The organism is Nocardioides sp. zg-1230 (assembly GCF_013155335.1).
Lineage (GTDB): Bacteria > Actinomycetota > Actinomycetes > Propionibacteriales > Nocardioidaceae > Nocardioides.
In genome coordinates, this window is the sequence record NZ_JABJQZ010000008.1 from 50,938 (window position 1) to 71,201 (window position 20,264).

Consider the following 20,264-nt stretch of genomic DNA (forward strand, 5'->3'; position numbering starts at 1 on the left):
GGGTACGGCCGCCGCGCCCCCGATGCCCAGTTCTGGGCATGACGTCGGCGCGACGCCGACTCAGGATGGAGGACACGGTGTCCGCGGCGGTCGACGCGCGGGGCGCGAGGGGTCCGTGGGCCGGGAGAAGGAGCGTTGCCGTGCCCGTGCCTCGACGCCTTGCCGTGCTGCTCACGCTGTTGCTGGCGGCCACGACCCTCAGCATCGTCACTGCGGCCACGCCCGCAGCCGCCGCGCCCTGCGACCCGCCCGTGACCAACCCGGTGGCCTGCGAGAACACCCTCCCGGGCAGTCCCGAGAGCGAATGGGGCATCACCGGGGCCGGCTCGTCCTCGATCCAGGGCTTCGCGACCGACATGAGCGTCGACCAGGGTCAGACGGTCGGGTTCAAGGTCGACACCAGCGCCTCGTCGTACCGGCTCGACATCTACCGGATGGGCTACTACGCCGGTGCCGGGGCGCGTCGGGTCGCAACCGTCACCCCCACGGTGCTGAACAACCAGCCCAACTGCCTCACCAACTCCACGACCGGCCTCGTCGACTGCGGCAACTGGACCCAGAACGCGTCCTGGGCCGTGCCGGCGACCGCCGTGTCGGGGATCTACTTCGCCAAGCTGGTGCGCACCGACGGCACTGCCGGCTCCAGCCACGTCTTCTTCGTGGTGCGCGACGACGACGGCGGCTCGGACCTGCTCTTCCAGACCTCCGACACCACGTGGCACGCCTACAACACCTACGGCGGCAACAGCCTCTACACCGGTGCCCCCGCGGGACGCGCGTACAAGGTCAGCTACAACCGCCCGTTCACGACCCGCGCCAACGCGCCCGAGGACTGGGTCTTCAACGCCGAGTACCCGATGGTGCGCTTCCTGGAGGCCAACGGGTACGACGTCAGCTACAGCTCTGGCGTGGACACCGACCGCCGCGGCGCCGAGCTCCTCGAGCACGAGGCGTTCCTGAGCGTCGGGCACGACGAGTACTGGTCCGGCACCCAGCGGGCGAACGTCGAGGCGGCCCGCGACGCGGGCGTCCACCTGGCCTTCTTCTCGGGCAACGAGGTCTTCTGGAAGACCCGCTGGGAGAACAGCATCGACGGCTCCGGGACCCCGCACCGCACCCTCGTGTCCTACAAGGAGACCCACGCCAACGCGAAGATCGACCCGCTCGCCAACACCTGGACCGGGACCTGGCGCGACCCGCGCTTCAGCCCGCCCGCGGACGGGGGCCGCCCCGAGAACGGGCTCACCGGGACGTGGTTCGCGATCAACTGCTGTGCCGTGGACATGGTGGTCGGCCAGGCGGACGGCCAGATGCGGTTCTGGCGCAACACCCGCGTGGCGAGCCTGGGCAACAACGCGACGACGACGATCGGCAGCAACGTCATCGGCTACGAGTGGGACGAGGACCCCGACAACGACTCCCGACCGGCGGGCCTGTTCCGCGTGTCCCAGACGACCGACAGCGGCCAACGGCTCCAGGACCAGGGAAACAGCTACGCCCAGGGGCAGGCCACCCATGCGATGACGACCTACCGGGCCGCCAGCGGCGCCCTGGTCTTCAGCGCGGGCACGATCCAGTGGGCGTGGGCGCTCGACGGCAACCACGACCGCGGCTCCGCCCCTCCCGACACGGCCGCCCAGCAGGCCACGGTCAACCTCCTCGCCGACATGGGGGTCCAGCCGGACACGCTGACCGCCGGCCTCACCCCCGCCACGGCATCGACTGACACGACGGCGCCGACGACGGCCATCACGTCCCCGGCGGCGGGCGCGACGCTCCCCGTGGGTTCACCCGTCACCATCAGCGGCACGGCCACGGACACCGGTGGCGGCCGGGTCGGCGGCGTCGAGGTGTCGACCGACAACGGGGCCACGTGGCGACGGGCGACCGGGCGTGCCTCGTGGACCTACACGTTCACCCCGTCCGCCACGGGCAGCCTCACCCTGCGCGCGCGTGCCGTCGACGACAGCGCGAACCTCGGCACGGCATCGACCGCGAGCGTCACCGTGGGCTCGCCGCCAGCCGCGTGCCCGTGCACGATCTGGCCGGCCACCGCCACGCCGGCCGGCACGGACCCCGACACCAGCTCCGTGGAGCTCGGGGTCCGGTTCCGGGCCTCGACCGACGGCCTCGTCACCGGCATCCGCTACTACAAGCCGACCCAGAGCACCGGCACCCACGTGGGTTCCCTGTGGAGCAGCACCGGCACCCGTCTGGGCCAGGTCACCTTCACCAACGAGACCGCCAGCGGCTGGCAGCAGGCAATGTTCGCCACGCCTGTCCCCGTGACGGCCGGGACGACGTACGTCGCCTCCTACTTCACCCCGAGCCGCTACGCCGTGAGCGGCGGCTACTTCGCGAACGGTCCCACGACACGCGGCCCCCTCACCGCGCTGCAGAACGGCACCGACGGCGGGAACGGCGTCTACCGCTACACCGCGACGGCCGGCGTGTTCCCCAACCTGACCTACAACAGCGAGAACTACTGGGTCGACGTCGTCTTCACCGAGGCCAACGACACGGCCAAGCCGGGCCTCAACGGCCGCACCCCGGCGCCGGGGGCGACGGCCGTCCCGCTCGGCACCGACGTCACCGCGACCTTCTCCGAGCCGGTGCAGCAGTCCACGGTCGCGTTCGAGCTCCGCGCACCCGGGGGCGCCGTCGTGCCGGCCACGCTGTCGTACGACGCCGCGACCCGCACCGCCACCCTCGACCCGCAGGCGGCCCTGGCGGCCACCACGACCTACACGGCAGCGGTCAGCGGTGCTCGCGACCCGGCCGGCAACCAGATGGACCCCGTGACGTGGTCCTTCACGACCGACACCCCGGACACGACGAGCCCCACGATCACCGCACGCACCCCCGCCGTCGGTGCGACCGGGGTGGCGCTGGGGGTCTCGCCGACCGCGACGTTCAGCGAGGCCGTGCAGCAATCGACGATCGCGCTCGAGCTGCGCGGGCCCGGCAACACCTTGGTGCCTGCCACCACGGCGTACGACGACGCCAGCCGCACGGCCGCCCTGGACCCGAACGCCAACCTCGCGGCCAGCACGACCTACACCGTCAACCTCAGCGGCGCCCGGGACACCTCGGGCAACCAGATGGACCCGGTGTCGTGGTCCTTCACCACCACCGCCGCCACGTCCGGGTGCCCGTGCACGATCTGGCCGTCGACCGCGACGCCGGCAGGCACCGACCCCGACACCAGCTCCGTGGAGCTCGGCGTGAAGTTCCGCGCCGGCACCGACGGGTTCGTCACCGGCATCCGCTACTGGAAGCCAACCCAGACCAGCGGCACCCACGTGGGCTCGCTGTGGACCCGCACCGGGACCCGGCTCGGGCAGGTGACCTTCACCAACGAGTCCGCGAGCGGGTGGCAGCAAGCCACCTTCGCCGACCCGATCCCGGTCACCGCCGGCACGACCTACGTGGCGTCGTACTTCACACCGAGCCGGTACGCCGTCAGCGGCGCCTACTTCGCCGGCGGCCCGACGACCCGAGGCCCCCTCACGGCACTGCAGAACGGCACCGACGGCGGGAACGGCGTCTACCGCTACACCGCCACGGCCGGCGCCTTCCCCGACCTGAGCTACAACAGCGAGAACTACTGGGTCGACGTCGTCTTCGAGGACGGCCCCGACACGACGAAGCCGACCGTGACGGGCCGCAGCCCCGACGCCGGGGCCGCCGGCGTCCCCGTGGGCAGCGACGTCACCGCGACGTTCAGCGAGCCGGTGCAGGCAGGGTCGGTGGCGCTCGAGCTCCGCGGCCCGGGTGGCTCGCTCGTCGCCGGCACGACGTCGTACGACGCGGCGACGCGCACGTCGCGACTCGACCCGACCGCCGCGCTCACCGCGAGCACGACCTACACCGCAACGGTCAGCGGCGCGCGCGACGCCGCCGGGAACCAGGTGGACCCGGTCTCCTGGACGTTCACCACCGAGGCCGTGGACACCACCAAGCCGACCGTCACCGCCCGGACGCCAGCGACCGGGGCGACCGGTGTGGCGACAGCGACCAACGTGACGGCGACGTTCAGCGAGGCGGTCCAGGCCGCCACCCCGGTCGTCGAGCTGCGGGGCCCCGGTGGCACCCTCGTCGCCGGCTCCACCACGTACGACGCGGCGAGCCGAACCGTGACGTTCGACCCGACGGCGACCCTCGGCACCAGCGCCACCTACACGGCCACCGTCAGCGGGGCACGCGACGCGGCCGGCAACCAGATGGACGGCGTGTCCTGGTCCTTCACCACCGCGGCGACGACGTCGGGCTGCCCCTGCACGATCTGGCCCGCGACCGCGGCCCCCGCGGGCACCGACCCCGACACCAGCTCGGTGGAGCTCGGCGTGCGGTTCCGGACGAGCACGGCCGGCTTCGTCACCGGCATCCGCTACTACAAGCCCAGCCAGAGCACCGGTACGCACGTCGGCTCCCTGTGGACCGCCACCGGCACCCGGCTGGGCCAGGTGACCTTCACGAACGAGTCGGCCAGCGGCTGGCAGCAGGCGACCTTCGCCGCACCCATCCCGGTCAGTGCCGGCACGACCTACGTGGCCTCGTACTTCACGCCCAGCCGCTACGTCGTGAACGGCGGCTACTTCGCCAACGCCGCCACCACCCGGGGGCCGCTGACCGCCCTGCAGAACGGCACCGACGGCGGCAACGGCCTCTACCGCTACACCGGCGCTCCCAGCACGTTCCCGAACCTGACCTACAACAGCGAGAACTACTGGGTGGACGTCGTGTTCTCCGAGCAGTCCAACGACACGACCCCGCCGACCGTGTCGTCCCGGGTCCCCGCCGCAGACGCGACCGGCGTGCCGGTGGGGGTCCGGCCCAGCGTGACCTTCAACGAGCTCGTCACCGGCTCCAGCGTCTCGATGGCGCTCCGGACCTCCGGCGGCCAGACCGTCCCGGCCACGACGGCGTACGACGTGGGCACCTCGACCATGACGCTGACGCCTGCCGCCGACCTGACCTACACGTCCTCCTACACCGTGGAGGTGAGCGGCGCCCGCGACACCTCGGGCAACACCATGGCACCGGTGTCGTGGTCCTTCCAGACCGCCGGCGAGCCCCCGCCCGGGATCGCGGACGGCCCCGGCGGGCCGATCGCCGTGGTGACCAGCAACGGCAACCCGTCCTCGGCGTACCTCACCGAGATCCTGCGGGCCGAGGGGCTCAACGAGTTCGCCAACCTCCGGGTCAACGCCCTCGACGCCGCCGCGCTGGCGCCGTACGCCGTCGTCGTCCTGGGAGACGTCGCGATCACCGACGCCCAGGTGACGGCCCTGACCAGCTGGGTGAACGCCGGGGGCAACCTCGTCGCGCTGCGACCGGACACCCGCCTGCACGCCCTTGCCGGGATCACGGCGCAGACAGGCACCGTCGGTGACGGCTACCTCGCCGTCAACGCCGCCACCGAGCCCGGCGCGGGCATCACCACCGAGACCATGCAGTTCCACGGGTCCGCCGACCGCTACTCCCTCAACGGCGCCACCGCCGTGGCGACGCTGTACTCCAACGCCACGACCAGCACCGGGCTGCCGGCCGTGACGTTGCGCAGCGTCGGCAGCAATGGTGGCCAGGTCGCCACCTTCGCGTTCGACCTCGCTCGCTCGGTGATCGCCACGCGCCAGGGCAACCTCGCTTGGGCCGGGCAGAACCGCGACGGCGCCACGCCGAACCGGTCGAACGACCTCTTCTTCGGCGGCAGCGGCGCCACCGACTGGGTCGACCTGGCCAAGGCGCACATCCCCCAGGCCGACGAGCAGCAGCGGCTGCTGGCCAACCTCGTGACCGTCACGGCCCGCGACCGGTTGCCCGTGCCCCGGTTCTGGTACTTCCCCGGCACCCACAAGGCGGTGGTCGTCGCCACCGGGGACGACCACGGCAGCGGCGGCACGCCCGGTCGGTTCAGCACCTACGCCGCCGCGAGCCCGTCGGGCTGCTCCGTGGCGCGGTGGGAGTGCCCACGCTTCTCGTCGTACATCTACCCCAGCACCCCGATGACGAACGCGCAGGCGGCCGGCTTCCAGACGCAGGGCTTCGAGGTCGGGCTGCACCCGCAGAACAACTGCACCAACTTCACGTCGTACCAGGGCCTGGAGGACACCTACACCAGCCAGCTCGGGACGTGGCGCGCGAAGTACACCTCCCTGCCCTCGCCGACGACCAGCCGCTTCCACTGCATCGTGTGGAGCGACTGGGTGTCCCAGCCGAAGGCCGAGCTCGCCTCCGGGATCCGCCTCGACACCAACTACTACTACTACCCCGGCTCGTGGATCGCCGACCGGCCCGGCTTCATGAACGGCTCCGGCATGCCGATGCGGTTCACCGACACCGACGGATCGATGATCGACGTCTTCCAGGCCAACACGAACATGACCGACGAGTCCGGGCAGAGCTACCCGTTCACCCCGAACACCCTGCTCGACCGCGCGCTCGGCAGCCAGGGCTACTACGGCGCGTTCACCGCCAACCTCCACACCGACGCGGCCTCGACGTTCGAGGACACCCAGGTGCTGGCGTCGGCGCAGGCACGCAACGTGCCGGTGATCGCCGCCCGCCAGCTGCTGACGTGGACCGACGGCCGCAACGCCTCGTCCTTCTCCGGGTTGTCGTGGAGCGGAGGCACGCTCTCGTTCACGATCGGCGTCGGCGTCGGCGCGACCGGCCTCACGGCCATGCTGCCCACCACGGGTCCGGGGGGCGCCACCCTCAGCGCCGTCACCCGCAGTGGCACGGCGGTGCCGTTCACCACGATGACGGTCAAGGGCCAGCAGTACGCCGTGTTCCCCGCCGTCGGCGGTGCCCACCAGGCGACGTACACCCCGGCGGGCGGCACCAACCTGGTCACCGCCACGAGGGCCACGACGGACGACACGGGCACGACCTCGCTCACGTGGACCACGACCGACCCGGGGACGACGGTGGTGCGGCTCGGCACCTCCCCCACGGACCTGGACGAGGCGGTGGTCGTGAACGGGAGCACCACCGAGCACCTCGCCGAGCTCGACGGGCTCGCCCCCGCGACGCGGTACCACTACGTGGTGCAGTCGCGCGGGACCGACGGCGACGTCGTCCGGTGGCCGGCGAGCGGCGCGGCACCCGCGACCTTCACGACGCCCGGCGCGGACCTCCGTGCCCCCCGGATCAGCGACGTCCGCGTACGGCCGATGACCGACGGCACGGCCCGCATCACCTGGCGCACGGACGAGCCCTCGACCTCGCGCGTGACCTACCGCCAGGCGGGCCGCACCGCGCGCGGCATCGGGCTCGACGACCGGCTGACGCGCCGCCACGTCGTGGTGGTGACGGACCTCGCACCGCGCCGCGCCCACACGGTGCGGGTCGGGTCGCGCGACGGCGCCGGCAACGCCGCACGCGCCCGGACGACGCGGTTCCGGTCGCTCGCGCCCGGCCTGGCGATGTTCACGGCGGAGGACTTCCGCACCGGCAGGACCGACGACCGGATGCGGCTCGACGACCGGGGGCTGGGCTCCCTCACCCTCAGCGGGCGGGGATCGGGCACCTACACGTCGCGGGTCGTCGACTCCGGGCGCAAGGCGACCTGGACGCGGCTGGCCCTCGACTCCGCCGAGCCGGCGGGTGCCCGGATCCTGGTGCGGATCCGGACCGGCGACCGCCCGGACCCGGACGGCACGTGGTCGGACTGGCGGCTGGTGCGGCCCGGGGTCGACGTCGGGCTCGAGGGTCGCTACGTGCAGTACGCCGTGCACCTGTCCGCGACGTCGACGTCCCTGCCCGTCGTCCGCGGGGTCGGACTCACCCGCGGCGGCGGGCGCGGAGCCCACTGAGCAGCGGGGTCAGAGCCGGTCGAGCAGCCAGGACGGGCTGAGCACCTGGGCCGGTGCGACGTTGGCCGCGAGCGCCCGGTCCGCGGTCACCACGACCACCTGGCCACCCGCCTCGCCCGCGCGACGCGCCTGCTCCCGGATCTCGGCATCCCCGTCGCGGGCCGCGTGCACGGTGCGGACGTGGGCGTCCCGGCCGGCCCGGACGCCGCTCTTGGCCTTCCCCTCCAGCACCAGCACGATCTCGTCGTACGACGTGTCGGCGACCAGGAGCCGCTCGTGCAGCCGCCGCGCCGCACCCGCGCGGTCCTTCCACCAGCCGTCGGGCACCGAGCCGACGACGTTGGCGCCGTCGACAACCAGGGTCGAAGTCACTTGAGGAACTGGGAGAAGTCCTTGGGCAGGTTGAGCTGCTCGGCGGCCTTCTCGTAGTCGACCTCGGCACCGTCGGGGTTGCCGAAGGGGTTCGCGGACTTCTCCGCCGACGCGGCCTTCTGCTGCTCCTTCTGCTGCGCGGCCTTGGCGGGGTTGCCCGAGACGCGCTTCTTGCCCTTCTTGCCCTTGCCGCCCTGCGCGGCCTGGCGGGCGCCGGCCCGCTTGCCGCCGCCGAGCCCCGGCATGCCGGGCATCCCGGGCATCCCGGGCACACCGCCGCCACGGGCCATCTGCTCCATCATCTTGCGCGCCTCGAAGAAGCGGTCGACGAGCTGGTTGACGTCGGAGACCTGACGTCCGGAGCCGGCGGCGATGCGGGCACGGCGCGAGCCGTCGATGATCTTCGGGTTGTCGCGCTCGGCCGGCGTCATCGACTGGATGATGGCCTGGATGCGGTCGATCTCGCGCTCGTCGAAGTTCTCGAGCTGGTCGCGGAACTGCCCCATGCCGGGCAGCATCCCCATGATCTTGGTCATCGAGCCGAGCTTGCGGATCTGCATCATCTGCTGGAGGAAGTCCTCCAGCGTGAAGCCGCCCTTGGTGGCGAGCTTCTCTGCGGCCTTCAGCGACTGCTCGGAGTCGAAGGCCTTCTCCGCCTGCTCGATCAGGGTGAGCATGTCGCCCATGTCGAGGATGCGCGAGGCCATCCGGTCGGGGTGGAAGAGGTCGAAGTCGGTCATCTTCTCGCCGCTGGAGGCGAACATGACCGGCTTGCCGGTGATCGAGCGGATCGACAGCGCGGCACCACCGCGGGCGTCACCGTCGAGCTTGGTGAGCACCACACCGTCGTAGCCGACGCCGTCGAGGAACGCCTGCGCGGTGGTGACCGCGTCCTGGCCGATCATCGCGTCGACGACGAAGAGCACCTCGTCGGGCTGGACGGCGTCGCGGATGTCGGCCGCCTGCTTCATCAGCTCGGCGTCGACGCCGAGGCGACCGGCGGTGTCGATGATGACGACGTCGTGGAGCTTGCGCTTCGCCTCTTCGATCGACCTGCGCGCCACGTCGACCGGGTCCCCGCCGTGCTCGACTCCCTGGGCGTTGCCGGGCTCGGGGGCGAAGACGGGGACGCCGACCCGCTCGCCGTTGACCTGCAGCTGCTGGACGGCGTTGGGGCGCTGGAGGTCGGCCGCGACGAGCATCGGCGTCTTGTCCTGGTCCTTGAGCCACAGCGCGAGCTTGGCCGCGAGCGTCGTCTTGCCGGCACCCTGGAGGCCAGCGAGCATGATGACAGTCGGTCCGCTCTTCGCGTAGCGCAGGCGGCGGGTCTCGCCGCCGAGGATCGTCACGAGCTCCTCGTGGACGATCTTGATGATCTGCTGCGCCGGGTTGAGGGCCCCGCTGACCTCCTCCGAGCGGGCCCGCTCCTTCACCGCACCGACGAACTCCTTCACCACCGGCAGCGCGACGTCGGCCTCGAGCAGCGCGATGCGGATCTCGCGCGCAGTGGCGTCGATGTCGGCCTCGGAGAGCCGGCCCTTGCCGCGGAGGTTCTTGAAGGTGTCGGCAAGGCGGTCGGAGAGTGTGGCGAACACGGTGTGGGTCTGTCCCTCGCATCGGTGGTGGATCAGGGCGGATCAGAGTCTGCTACGACGACCAAGACTAACGGCCGCACCCCGTCCGGGCTCAGCCGACGAGCCCAGCCGTCCGCTCGGCCACCGAGCCCGGCTGCCCGGCTCAGCCCCCGAGTGCCGTGCGTACGGCGTGGGCGGCGGCCGCGGCACGCTCCTCCGTCGGGCGCACTCCCCCGACCTCCTGCACGTAGAACACGTCCACCGCCTGCGGCCCGAGGGTGGAGACGTGGGCCGAGGCCACGGTCAGCCCGAGCCCGGCGAGGGTGGTGAGCACGCGGTGGACCACGCCGGGGCGGTCGGAGGTGCGGATCTCGAGCACCAGCGAGGCGCGTGAGGCGTCCGGGCGGACCTCCACGATGGGCGGCAGCTCGCCGTCCGGTCGCGCGGGCAGCTCGGGGAGGCGCTGGGTGCCCTCGACGACGCGGCGGATGCGCTCGCGGACGACGGTGGCGTCGAGGTAGGCGTCGGGCACCTCCCACGCGCTGACGCCCCACTCGCCGTCGGCGTCGACCTGCGCCCAGGCCCGGGCGGCGTGCACCGGCACCCGCAGCGCCGCCAGGCCGCCGGCGACGTCGGCGAGCAGGCCGACGCGGTCGGCCGCGACCACGGTGACGGTCGCGCCCACCTCGTGCGGGGTGATGGTGACCGAGACGGCGGCGGGGTCACGTCGTACGGCGTCGGGGATCGTCAGCGACCCGGCCGGGGCGACGTGGGTCATCTCGGCGCCGAGGGCATGACCGGCCCGGGAGACGAGCCGGTCGACCAGGGTCGCCCGCCAGGTCGTCCACGCCGCGGGCGAGGCGGCCCGGGCGTCGGCCTCGGTGAGGGCGCGCAGGAGCTCGAGGCTGGCCGCGTCGGGGACGTGGGTGAGCAGCTCGGCCGTGGTGGCCGGGTCGTCGGGGTCGCGGGTGGTCGCGAGGTCCGCGAGGAGCAGGTGCCACCGCACGAGGGAGGCGACCACCTCGGCGTCGAGGTCGGTGAAGCCCATCCGCGCCACGACCTTGCGGGCCAGCGGCTCGCCGGCCACCGAGTGGTCCTGGAGCGAGCCCTTACCGATGTCGTGCAGCAGCGCCGCGACCAGGAGCAGGTCGGGTCGGCGGACGGTGCGGATCAGCGCGCCGGCCTCCGCGCACGTCTCTACCACGTGCCGGTCGACGGTGAAGCGGTGGATCGCCGAGGCGTGCGGCAGCAGCCGGATCTGCTCCCACTCGGGCAGGAACGTCTCGATGCCCTCGACCTCGTCGAGGGTCTCCCAGACGGGCAGCAGCCCCGGTCCGCTGGCGAGCAGCCGGACCAGCGCGTCACGGGCGGGCGCCGGCCACGGCACGGGCAGCGGAGCACCTTCGCGCACGAGGCGGGCGGCGGTGGTCGGGGCGAGCACGGCGTCGCGGCTCGCGGCCTCCGCCGCGGCGCGGAGCAGCAGGGTGGGGTCGTCGCCGGGCCGGGTGCCGGCGTCGAGGACCACCTCACCGCGGGAGAGGGCGATGCCGGGAGCGATCCGCTCCAGCGCGGGCGTCCGGCGGTCGCGTTCGCCCGTCGGTCGGGCCATCACGGCGTCCGTGCGCCGCCACGCCAGGCGGGACAGGTGTCCGATGCGCCGCCCGAGCGAGCGGACGTGGCGCTGGGCCGCCTCGGCGTCGGCGAGCCCCAGGCGGTCTGCCAGCGGTCCCCACATCTCGGGGGCGATGCGGTCGGCGGGCCGTCCGGCGAGGTCCTGCACCTCGTCGCGGACGTCGAGGAGCATCTGCCGCGCCGCCTCGAGCGCCGGGGTGGAGGCGTCGACGAGCCAGCTGGCCTCGATCGCCTTCAGCACGCCGGCGTCGCGCAGGCCTCCCTCGGCTTCCTTGACGTCGGGCACCGAGGCGTGCCCGAGCTCCCCGGTGACGTCGTGGCGCTTGAGGGTCATCGCCTTCAGCTCCGGCAGTCGGGTGCGGGCCTGCCGGCGCCAGTCGGCGAGCATCGTCGTACGCAGCCGGAGGCTGAGCCCCGGGTCGCCGGCGAGGTGGCGGGCGTCGAGCAGACCCAGCGCGACCCGCAGGTCGGCCGCCGCCTCGAGCACCTCGGTCATCGAGCGGACCGAGTGGTCGAGGCGTCGACCGGAGTCCCACAGCGGGTACCACAGGGTGGCGCCCAGCCCACCCAGGTCCAGTCCGTCCTCGTGGACGAGGACGACGTCGAGGTCGGAGTGCGGGGCGAGCTCGCCCCGACCGTAGCCCCCGACGGCGACCAGGGCCACCCCGGTGACGGGCCCGCCGGAGGCGGCGTACGCCTCCCGGCAGAGCTCGTCGGCCGAGGTGGCCCTGGTGTGTCGATCTGCTGCGGTCATGCGGGGTCCCTGCGTCGTTGCTCGGAGGAGCGAAGCGGAGGAGAGGAACGACGTGGGGTGCTCATGCGTGGTCCCCGAGACGCCCGCCCATCAGAGTGCCGACGCGTCCTGCTCGCCGGTGCGGACGCGGACGACGGTCTCGACCGGGCTGACCCAGACCTTGCCGTCGCCGATCCGGCCGGTCTGCGCGGTCTTGACGACGATCCCGACGATGTCGTCGGCGTCGGCGTCGTCGACGACGATCTCGATGCGGATCTTGGGCACGAGGGCGATGTCGTACTCCGCCCCGCGGTAGACCTCGGTGTGGCCCTTCTGGCGGCCGTAGCCGCTGACCTCGGAGACCGTCATGCCGGCCACCCCGAAGGTCTCGAGCGCCTCGCGGACGTCCTCCCACTTGTGCGGCTTGATCACCGCGGTCACGAGCTTCATGCGCTGGCTCCTTCCGTCTTGCTGGTCGTGGTGGCGGGGGCGGTCGAGGCAGCGAGCACGCTGCTGCCGCCGCCGCTGGTGCCGCTGTGCAGGTCGTACGCCGACTCGCCGTGGGCGACGAGGTCGATGCCGTTGACCTCGTCCTCCTCGTCGAGGCGCAGGCCCATCGTGTACTTGATCCCCAGGGCGATGACAGTGGTCAGGACGCCGGAGTAGATGACGGCCACCACGACACCGAGGGTCTGGTCGCCCAGCGAGCCGAACCCTCCGCCGTAGAGGAGCCCGTCGACCCCGCCAGCGCCGTCGGCCGTGGAGAACACACCGATCAGGACGGTGCCGACGACGCCGCCGACCAGGTGCACGCCGACCACGTCGAGCGAGTCGTCGTACCCGAGCTTGTACTTCAGGCCCACGGCCCAGGCGCAGACACCACCGGCGACGAGGCCGATCGCCACCGCGCCGGAGAGGTTCACCGCACCGGCGGCCGGGGTGATCGCGACCAGGCCGGCGACGATGCCCGACGCGGCACCGAGGGAGGTGGCCTTCTTGTGGATCAGGCGCTCGACCAGGAGCCAGCCGATGATGGCCGCCATGGTGGCCAGCGTGGTGTTGGCGAAGGTGCGGCCGGTCTCGGACATGAAGCGCTCGGTGAACGCCTCGCCCTCCTCGCCGGCGAAGACGATGGAGCCGACGTTGAAGCCGTACCAACCCATCCAGAGCAGGCCGGCGCCGAGCATCGTGAGGGTCAGGTTGTGCGGGCGCATCTGCTCACGCGGCCAGCCGATCCGCTTGCCGAGCAGGAGGACCAGCACGAGGGCCGCGACACCGGCGTTGATGTGGACCGCCGTGCCACCGGCGTAGTCCTGGGCACCGATGCGACCGCAGATGAGCGAGTCCTCGGTGCAGCTGAAGACCATGTGCGCCATCGGGAAGTAGACGATCAGCGACCACAGCGGGACGAAGACCACCCAGGCGGAGAACTTCAGCCGGTCGGCGACGGCGCCGCTGATCAGCGCGGCGGTGATGATCGCGAAGGTCATCTGGAACATGACGCCGATGTAGGTGTCGGTGGTGACGCCGTCGAGCCAGAGGAGCTCGAAGGGGTTCGCGAAGAAGGTGCCGTCGCCGCCGAACCCCATCGACCAGCCGACGGCGACGTAGAGGATGCCGACGATGGCAGCCGCCACGTAGGACATCATCATCATGTTGAGCACGGACTTCGACCGCGACATGCCGCCGTAGAACAGGGCCAGCGCGGGCACCGTCATCATCAGGACGAAGGCAGTCGCCACCAGCATGAAGGCGTAATAGCCGTCCACAGGACCTCCAGGGATTTCGAGCACGAGCGAAACGGGGGTGGTCACCGGGCGATGACGCCGCTGTCATGCCGGTGCCCACGTGATGACCCGCAGCCTGTGCGGGCGAGGTTTCACCGGGCTGCGACGGATGTTGCATGCACGCAACGGAATGGGTCGTCGTGTTACGGGTGTGTGAACGGATCGGCCCCGGAGGCCGCCTTGTTAGTGTTCGGCCGTGTCCAGACTGGCCGTGATGGCGCACTACGACGTCGCCGGGGAGCTTCGGCCCCACGTGCGTGGTCAGGTGGAGGCACTGGCCGCGTCGGTCGACACGCTGCTGGTGTGCACGACGGCCAGCCTGCAGGACTCCGCGCGCGCCTGGCTGGCCGAGCGGGCGGTCCTGGTGGAGCGGGCCAACTACGGCTACGACTTCTTCAGCTACAAGGTCGGCCTCGACGCCGCCGGCGACCTGACGGCGTACGACGAGGTGGTGGTGTGCAACGACACCTACGTCTTCGCCCTCGACTCCTACGAGCCCGTCTTCACCGAGATGGCCACCCGGCCCTGCGACTTCTGGGGCCTGACGGGGGCCGAGCGCGTCGCGCCGCACATCCAGTCCTTCTTCATCGCCTTCCGGCCGTGGGTGGTCGGCTCGCGAGCGTTCACGACCTTCTGGGAGGAGATGGAGCCGATCTCCAAGCGCCGCCAGGTGATCCGGCGCTACGAGGTCGGCATGTCCCGCCGGCTCTACGAGGCGGGCTTCGTCTCCGACACCTACTTCGTCGAGACCCCCGAGGACCGTCGCATCGCCCGCGAGCGGATGCGCTGGTGGGCCGCCCACCGCTCCCACTTCCCGCGCACCCGCGCCGAGGTCCGCGAGTGGCGCGAGCGGGCCAACGAGCCGTGGAACCCGGCGCGCAGCCTGGCCGACCGGGTGCTCGACGACGCCCGGCTCCCCTACGTCAAGATCGACACCCTGCGCTACGACCCCTACAACCTCGACGCCAAGCGCCTGCTCGAGCTGTGCGAGCGCCGGTATCCCCAGCGCTTCGAGGGCGTGCGTGAGTTCCTCGAGGAGACCGCGCAGTACTACCCGCTGCGCGACACCGAACGGCTCCTACCTACTCCGCTGGCCCTCGAGCCCCTCTTCCCGAGGGTGAGGTACTCCGATGCGCGGTGAGCGTCGCCGCCCGAGCCAGGTGCGGCTCGACGACGCCGCCGAGGTGATGGTCGCCTCCGGGCTCGTCGACGTCGACTACGTCGCCGCCCAGCTCGGCACCACCTTCGGCTCGCCCCTCGAGGCGGCCCGCGCCGTCGTCGAGGCAGGCGACGTCTCGCCCCACCCGCTCTTCGAGGCCCAGTGGATCGGGCGCCGCCGCTCGTGGCAGCGAGCCGGCCAGCACCCCGTTCTCTGGTACGTCGCCGAGCGCCGTCGCCGCAACCGCATCGCGCCCCACCCGCTGGTCGACCCGCGGATCGTCTTCGCGGCCTACCCCGAGGCCCGGCACCATCCCTACGGCGCGCTGTCCTACTGGCTGTCCGCCTCCGGCCCCGGTACGCCGCTGCCCACCCGCATCCTGCCCCGCAAGGTCTCCTGGGCCACCTACCGTGCGGCCGCCATCGAGGCCGCGACCCAGTGGCGCGAGGAGGTCGTGAGGGAGCGTCCGCAGCTCGTCGGGCCCACCCCCGCGCTCCCCACCGCTCTGGGCACCTCGCCCGCGGTGACCGTCGTGATGGCCGCGCAGGACGCCGGCCCGCTCGTCCACCAGACGGTGGCCTCGCTGCAGGCCCAGACCTTCACCGACTGGCACCTCGTGGCCGTGGACCGCGGGTCGGCCGACGACACCGCAGCCGTGCTCCAGGGAGTCGCGGCCTTCGACGACCGCATCACCGTCGTGCGCGAGTCGCGCTGCGGGGCGGCCCGGGCCCTCAACGTGGCCCTCGAGCACGGCACCGCCGAGCACGTCGCCTTCCTGCCGCTCGGACGGGAGTGGCTCCCCGACATGCTCGGCGACCTGCTGGCGCACGCCCACCAGAGCGGGGCGGCGGCAGTGGTCGCCGGTGCAGGGGCGGTCGCCCGGTCGCGGCACGAGCTCCTGGGCGGACGCCCGGTCGACCTCGCCACCGCGCTGCTGCGGCGCGACGCGGTCAAGGACGTCGGCGGTTTCGACGAGGGCCTCGACGGGGCGGTGGAGCGCGACCTCGTGCTGCGGCTCACCCGCGACCACGAGCCGCTCGCGGTCGACGTACCCGTCCTCCGGCGCCCGGAGACCCCGCAGCCCGGCTTCGGCGACGACTGGGACTCCGTCGTCCTCGAGCGCCAGCTCGTCGACTGGGACGCCGCGGCGACCCGCGAGACGGACGAGTCGCTCGTCAGCCACGTCATGCCGCTGGGGCCGGAGCCGCGGCGCACCGTGGAGTGGCTCGGCTCGGTGCCGCGCGAGGGGTCTGAGCTGGTGCTCGTCGGGGTCCGGATGCGTCGCGCGCACCACGTCCTGGCCGCGTCGATCGCCGCGGTCATCCCCGGCGCCCGCTTCGTCTCGGTCCCCGCCCCGGTGTCCATGTCCGTCGCCACCAACGTCGGTGTCGCGCAGGCGACCGGCAGCACCGTGGTACTGGTGCGGCCCGAGGCGATGCCACCGCGCCAACCGATCGCCGAGCGGCTCGCCGCTGCGCTGCGCGAGCCCGGGGTCGGCCTCGTGCAGCCCTTGGTCGTCGACCTCGACGGCGTCGTGCTCAGCGCCGGCGCTCGGTTCACCTCCGACAACCCCCACCCCGAGCTGTTCCTCGCCGGCCTGCCCACCAGCGACGCCCTCCGGATCGGCACCTGCGACGTCGCCGCGCCGGCCGCCGCGGTGGTGGCCCTGCGCACCGAGGCGGCGGTCGCGCTCCGCGGGCTGGACGCGCGCTACCACTCCGTCCTCGGCGAGACCGACCTCGGCCTGCGGGCACAGCGGGCCGGAGTCGGCGGGACGGTCCTGGTGCCGGACGCGGTGATCACCTCGCGCACCCCCTACGCCGAGCCCGAGCGGCTCATCGGTGCGATGTCGTCGTTGCGCCCCACCGTCCTCGCCGGGCCGCCGCCCCCGACCGACCGCTCGCACGACCAGCTGCGCACGGCTGGCCTCGAGGTGACCGACGAACGCAGCCGCCGGGTCGCAGCCGACCCCGACGACCGCGCCGCGCCGTCTGTCCTCGTCCCCGAGCTCGTCCTCCGCGCCGTCGAGGGCATCCGCGAGTCGCCCCCGCGCCTGCGGTGGGCCGTCGACATCGCCGCACCCGCCGCCCAGCGCGGCGACCGGTGGGGCGACACCTACTTCGCGCGCTCCCTGGCCGACGCCCTCGAGCGACGCGGTCAGCACGTGGCCATCGACCGTCGCGACGCGCGGCAGCGCGACTCGCGCGACCACGACGACGTCCTGCTGGTGCTCCGCGGCCTGGACCGCGTCATGCCCCGGCCGGGGCTGCTCAACGTGGAGTGGATCATCAGCCACCCCGACATGATCACGCCCGACGAGGTGGCCGGCTTCGACCTCGTCTACGCCGCCAGCACGAGCTGGTCGGCGCGCGTGAGCCGTGAGTGGGGCACGCCCGTCACGTCGCTGCTGCAGTGCACCGACACCCGCTGGTTCCACCCGGAGCGGGCCGAGCCCGACACCGGCCCGGCGCTGCTCTTCGTGGGCAACTCACGCGGCATCTACCGCTACGCCGTGCGCAGCGCCCTGGCGATCGGCGCCGACCTCACCCTGCACGGCAACGACTGGACCGACTTCGTCGAGCGCGACCAGATCGCCTCTGGGGGCGTCGACAACCGTGAGGTCGGCGCGCTCTACGCCTCGGCCGGCATCGTGCTCAACGACCACCACCTCGACATGCGGCGCGACAGCTTCGCCTCCAACCGCCTCTTCGACGCGGCTGCCTGCGGGGCCCGGATCCTCAGCGACCGCATCGACGGCCTCGAGGAGATCTTCTCCGGCCTGGTGCTGCCCTTCGACAACGAGCACGAGCTCGCGCGCCTCGTGGAGCCGCCCTACGACGCCTTCCCCGACAACGCCGCCCGGCGCGAGATCGCGACCCGGATCATCGCCGAGCACAGCTTCGACAAGCGTGCCGAGACCCTGATCGACGACGCCGTGCGCGCGCTGCTCGCCCGCCGCTGACGGCGTACCAGGCCCGTCGGGTCGACTGGTCCTGAAGTTGTCGGCCCGTGCACGGCCTGACATGTTCAGCGATCCCCGGGCAGCCGGGGATTCCTGAAGATGTCGGCCCGTGCACGGCCTGACAAGCTCAGCCCAGCAGTGCGTCGACGAACGCGGCCGCGTCGAACGGCGCCATGTCGTCGGGGCCCTCGCCGAGGCCGACGAGCTTGACCGGTACGCCGAGCTCGCGCTGCACCTGCACCACGATGCCGCCCTTGGCGGACCCGTCGAGCTTGGTGAGGACGATGCCGGTCACGTCGACGATCTCGCTGAAGACGCGCGCCTGGATGAGGCCGTTCTGGCCGGTGGTCGCGTCGAGCACGAGCAGCACCTCGGTGACGTCGGCCTGCTTCTCGATGACGCGCTTGATCTTGCCGAGCTCGTCCATCAGGCCGGCCTTGTTCTGCAGGCGGCCGGCGGTGTCGACGAGCACCGTGTCGACGCCGTTGTCGACGCCGTGCTTGACCGCCTCGAACGCGACGCTGGCGGGGTCGCCGCCCTCGGGGCCGCGCACGACCTCGACGCCCACGCGCTCGCCCCAGGTGGCGAGCTGGTCGACGGCCGCGGCGCGGAACGTGTCGGCGGCGCCGAGGGTGACCGAGAGGTCCTCGGCCACCAGGATCCGGGCGATCTTGCCGACGGTGGTGGTCTTGCCGGCGCCGTTCACGCCGACGACGAGCACCACGCCCGGCTTGCCGTCGGTGCCGGTCACCTGGACGCGGCGGTCGAGGTCGGTGCCGACGAGCTCGATGAGCTCCTCGCGCAGGACCTCGCGTGCGTCGGGTGCGGTGCCTCCCTCGACCCGCAGGCGGGTGCGGAGCCGCTCCACGAGGGCCTGGGTGGGCGCGACGCCGACGTCGGCGGTGAGCAGCGTGTCCTCGATCGCCTCCCACGTGTCCTCGTCGAGGCGCTCGCGGCTGAGGAGCGCAAGCAGCCCCTTGCCGAGACCGCCCTGCGAGCGCGAGAGCCGCTGCCGCAGGCGGACGAGCCGCGATGCCGTGCTCTCCGGCTTCTCGAGGGTCGGTGCGGCCGGGGCCTCGACGACGGGCTCGGCGGTGTCGACCGCCGGCTCGGGCGGCGCCCCGGTCGCGACGTCGGTCTCGGTCGGGGGCGGCGCGATGACGTCGGTGCGACCGCTGGGCGGCTGCACCTCCTTGCGCCGGCGTCCGGACGTCAGCAGCCCGGCGAGCGTGAGCACGCCGACGACCGCGATGGCGATGATCAGATAGAGCCAGTCACCCATGGGGCCAATCCAATCAGAGGGGCACGGCGCGCCGGAGGCGGGTGAGCACCCCGGCCTCGCGACGGGTGTCCTCGGCCGCCAGCCGAGCCCGCAGCTCGTCCCGCTGGGCGACGAGGCGGTCGGCCCGCTCGCGCTCGCGCGCGAGGCGGCCCTGCGCCCTCGCGAGGTCGGCGAGCACCGCGTCGAAGGCGGCGGTCAGCCCGGACCCGGCGCCGCCGGCCAGCATCGGGGACGCCGTCCCCGCTCCCGGGTGCACGACCCACACGACCTCGTGGGGCATCAGCCGGAACCACCGCACGGCCGACTCCCCCACCAGCGCTGGCGGCGTGACCCGCACTGACGCCAGGCCCGCGTCCGCGAGGCGGGAGTCGAAGTCGTCGCCGTACCACCGCACGTGGTCGTGCTGGCCGAAGCGCCGGACGCGCTCCTCAGGCGTCGCGGAGGGGTCCTCGTCGGTCGCGACACCCATCTTGATGGGCACCTCGAGCAGCGCGATCCCGCGCGGACTGAGCACCCGCGCGATCTCCCGCATCGCCGCGCAGTCGTCCGGGACGTGCTCGAGCACGTGGTAGCAGACCAGCAGGTCGACCGAGCCGTCGCGGAGCGGGAGGTGGGTGAGGCTGGCGAGCGCGTCGACGTCGCGTGCGTCGTACCCGGCGTCCAGGCTCACCCGGCGACGGGCCTCGAGGCGGTGGAGCAGCACCTTCGACTGCCGCGAGGGTGCGATCTCGACCACCGTGTCGAGGTCGCGCAGCTCCGGCGACAGGACGCCGAGCAGGAGCGAGAGGAAGCGGTGCCGTTCCAGGCTCCCGCACCGGGGGCACTTCGCGTCAGGACGGCCGTCGGGTCCCGGTCGGAAGCCGCGGGAGACCATCGCCCCGCAGGCTGCGCAGTAGCCCTTGGGGACGTCCTGGCGGGAGCCGGTCACCTCTCGCACGCTAGT

General features: G+C 72.7%; 9 protein-coding genes and 1 pseudogene. 3 read left to right on the plus strand and 7 right to left on the minus strand.

Translation table 11 applies throughout. The annotated features are described in order from the left end of the window. The first annotated feature begins 140 nt into the window (after positions 1 to 140). Positions 141 to 7,820, plus strand: coding sequence for a DUF4082 domain-containing protein (locus tag HOO61_RS19635; protein ID WP_172259161.1), 7,680 nt, complete (start codon positions 141 to 143; stop codon positions 7,818 to 7,820). A 9-nt stretch (positions 7,821 to 7,829) separates the two neighbouring features. Here the strand turns inward: HOO61_RS19635 and HOO61_RS19640 are convergent, their stop codons facing one another. The 5 genes and pseudogenes from HOO61_RS19640 to HOO61_RS19660 all read right to left on the minus strand — a co-directional run bounded on the left by HOO61_RS19640 (position 7,830) and on the right by HOO61_RS19660 (position 13,900). Further along, complete coding sequence (locus HOO61_RS19640; protein WP_172259160.1) at positions 7,830 to 8,192, minus strand: hypothetical protein; 363 nt, start codon at positions 8,190 to 8,192, stop codon at positions 7,830 to 7,832. Next, complete coding sequence (gene ffh / locus HOO61_RS19645) at positions 8,189 to 9,787, minus strand: signal recognition particle protein (RefSeq protein ID WP_172259159.1); 1,599 nt, start codon at positions 9,785 to 9,787, stop codon at positions 8,189 to 8,191. The genes HOO61_RS19640 and ffh overlap by 4 nt, the downstream gene beginning before the upstream one ends. A gap of 142 nt (positions 9,788 to 9,929) precedes the next feature. Then, positions 9,930 to 12,164, minus strand: a pseudogene (locus HOO61_RS19650) ([protein-PII] uridylyltransferase); the annotation flags it as partial. 78 nt (positions 12,165 to 12,242) lie between these two features. After that, a complete protein-coding gene (locus HOO61_RS19655) occupies positions 12,243 to 12,581 on the minus strand; it encodes a P-II family nitrogen regulator (protein WP_172259157.1) in 339 nt (112 codons plus the stop codon). Beyond that, positions 12,578 to 13,900 (minus strand): ammonium transporter, encoded by a 1,323-nt coding sequence (locus HOO61_RS19660; protein ID WP_367650152.1) that lies wholly within the window; start codon positions 13,898 to 13,900, stop codon positions 12,578 to 12,580. Before HOO61_RS19660 ends, HOO61_RS19655 begins: the two co-directional genes overlap by 4 nt. Before the next feature lie 214 nt (positions 13,901 to 14,114). Between HOO61_RS19660 and HOO61_RS19665 the strand changes: the two genes are divergently transcribed. Both HOO61_RS19665 and HOO61_RS19670 read left to right on the plus strand, forming a co-directional pair. After that, the gene (locus tag HOO61_RS19665; protein WP_172259156.1) at positions 14,115 to 15,059 is read left to right on the plus strand and encodes a rhamnan synthesis F family protein; all 945 of its coding nucleotides are present in this window, start codon (positions 14,115 to 14,117) and stop codon (positions 15,057 to 15,059) included. Then, positions 15,049 to 18,039: a glycosyltransferase gene (locus HOO61_RS19670; RefSeq protein ID WP_172259155.1), complete on the plus strand. Its 2,991-nt coding sequence runs from the start codon at positions 15,049 to 15,051 to the stop codon at positions 18,037 to 18,039. The genes HOO61_RS19665 and HOO61_RS19670 overlap by 11 nt, the downstream gene beginning before the upstream one ends. 127 nt (positions 18,040 to 18,166) lie before the next feature. On the opposite strand, the gene ftsY is transcribed toward HOO61_RS19670, so the two are convergent. Together ftsY and HOO61_RS19680 are read right to left on the minus strand one after the other, a co-directional pair. Further along, entirely contained in the window at positions 18,167 to 19,321 is a 1,155-nt protein-coding gene (gene ftsY, locus HOO61_RS19675; protein WP_172259154.1) for a signal recognition particle-docking protein FtsY, read from the minus strand. A 13-nt stretch (positions 19,322 to 19,334) separates the two neighbouring features. Further along, entirely contained in the window at positions 19,335 to 20,249 is a 915-nt protein-coding gene (locus HOO61_RS19680; RefSeq protein ID WP_172259153.1) for a class I SAM-dependent methyltransferase, read from the minus strand. Between the last annotated feature and the right edge of the window lie 15 nt (positions 20,250 to 20,264).

Excerpts from the sequence above, each read along its gene's own strand:
- HOO61_RS19655 (WP_172259157.1), bottom strand. The coding sequence starts at position 12,581 with ATGAAGCTCGTGACCGCGGTGATCAAGCCGCACAAGTGGGAGGACGTC.
- HOO61_RS19670 (WP_172259155.1), top strand. The coding sequence starts at position 15,049 with ATGCGCGGTGAGCGTCGCCGCCCGAGCCAGGTGCGGCTCGACGACGCC.
- ftsY (WP_172259154.1), bottom strand. The coding sequence starts at position 19,321 with ATGGGTGACTGGCTCTATCTGATCATCGCCATCGCGGTCGTCGGCGTG.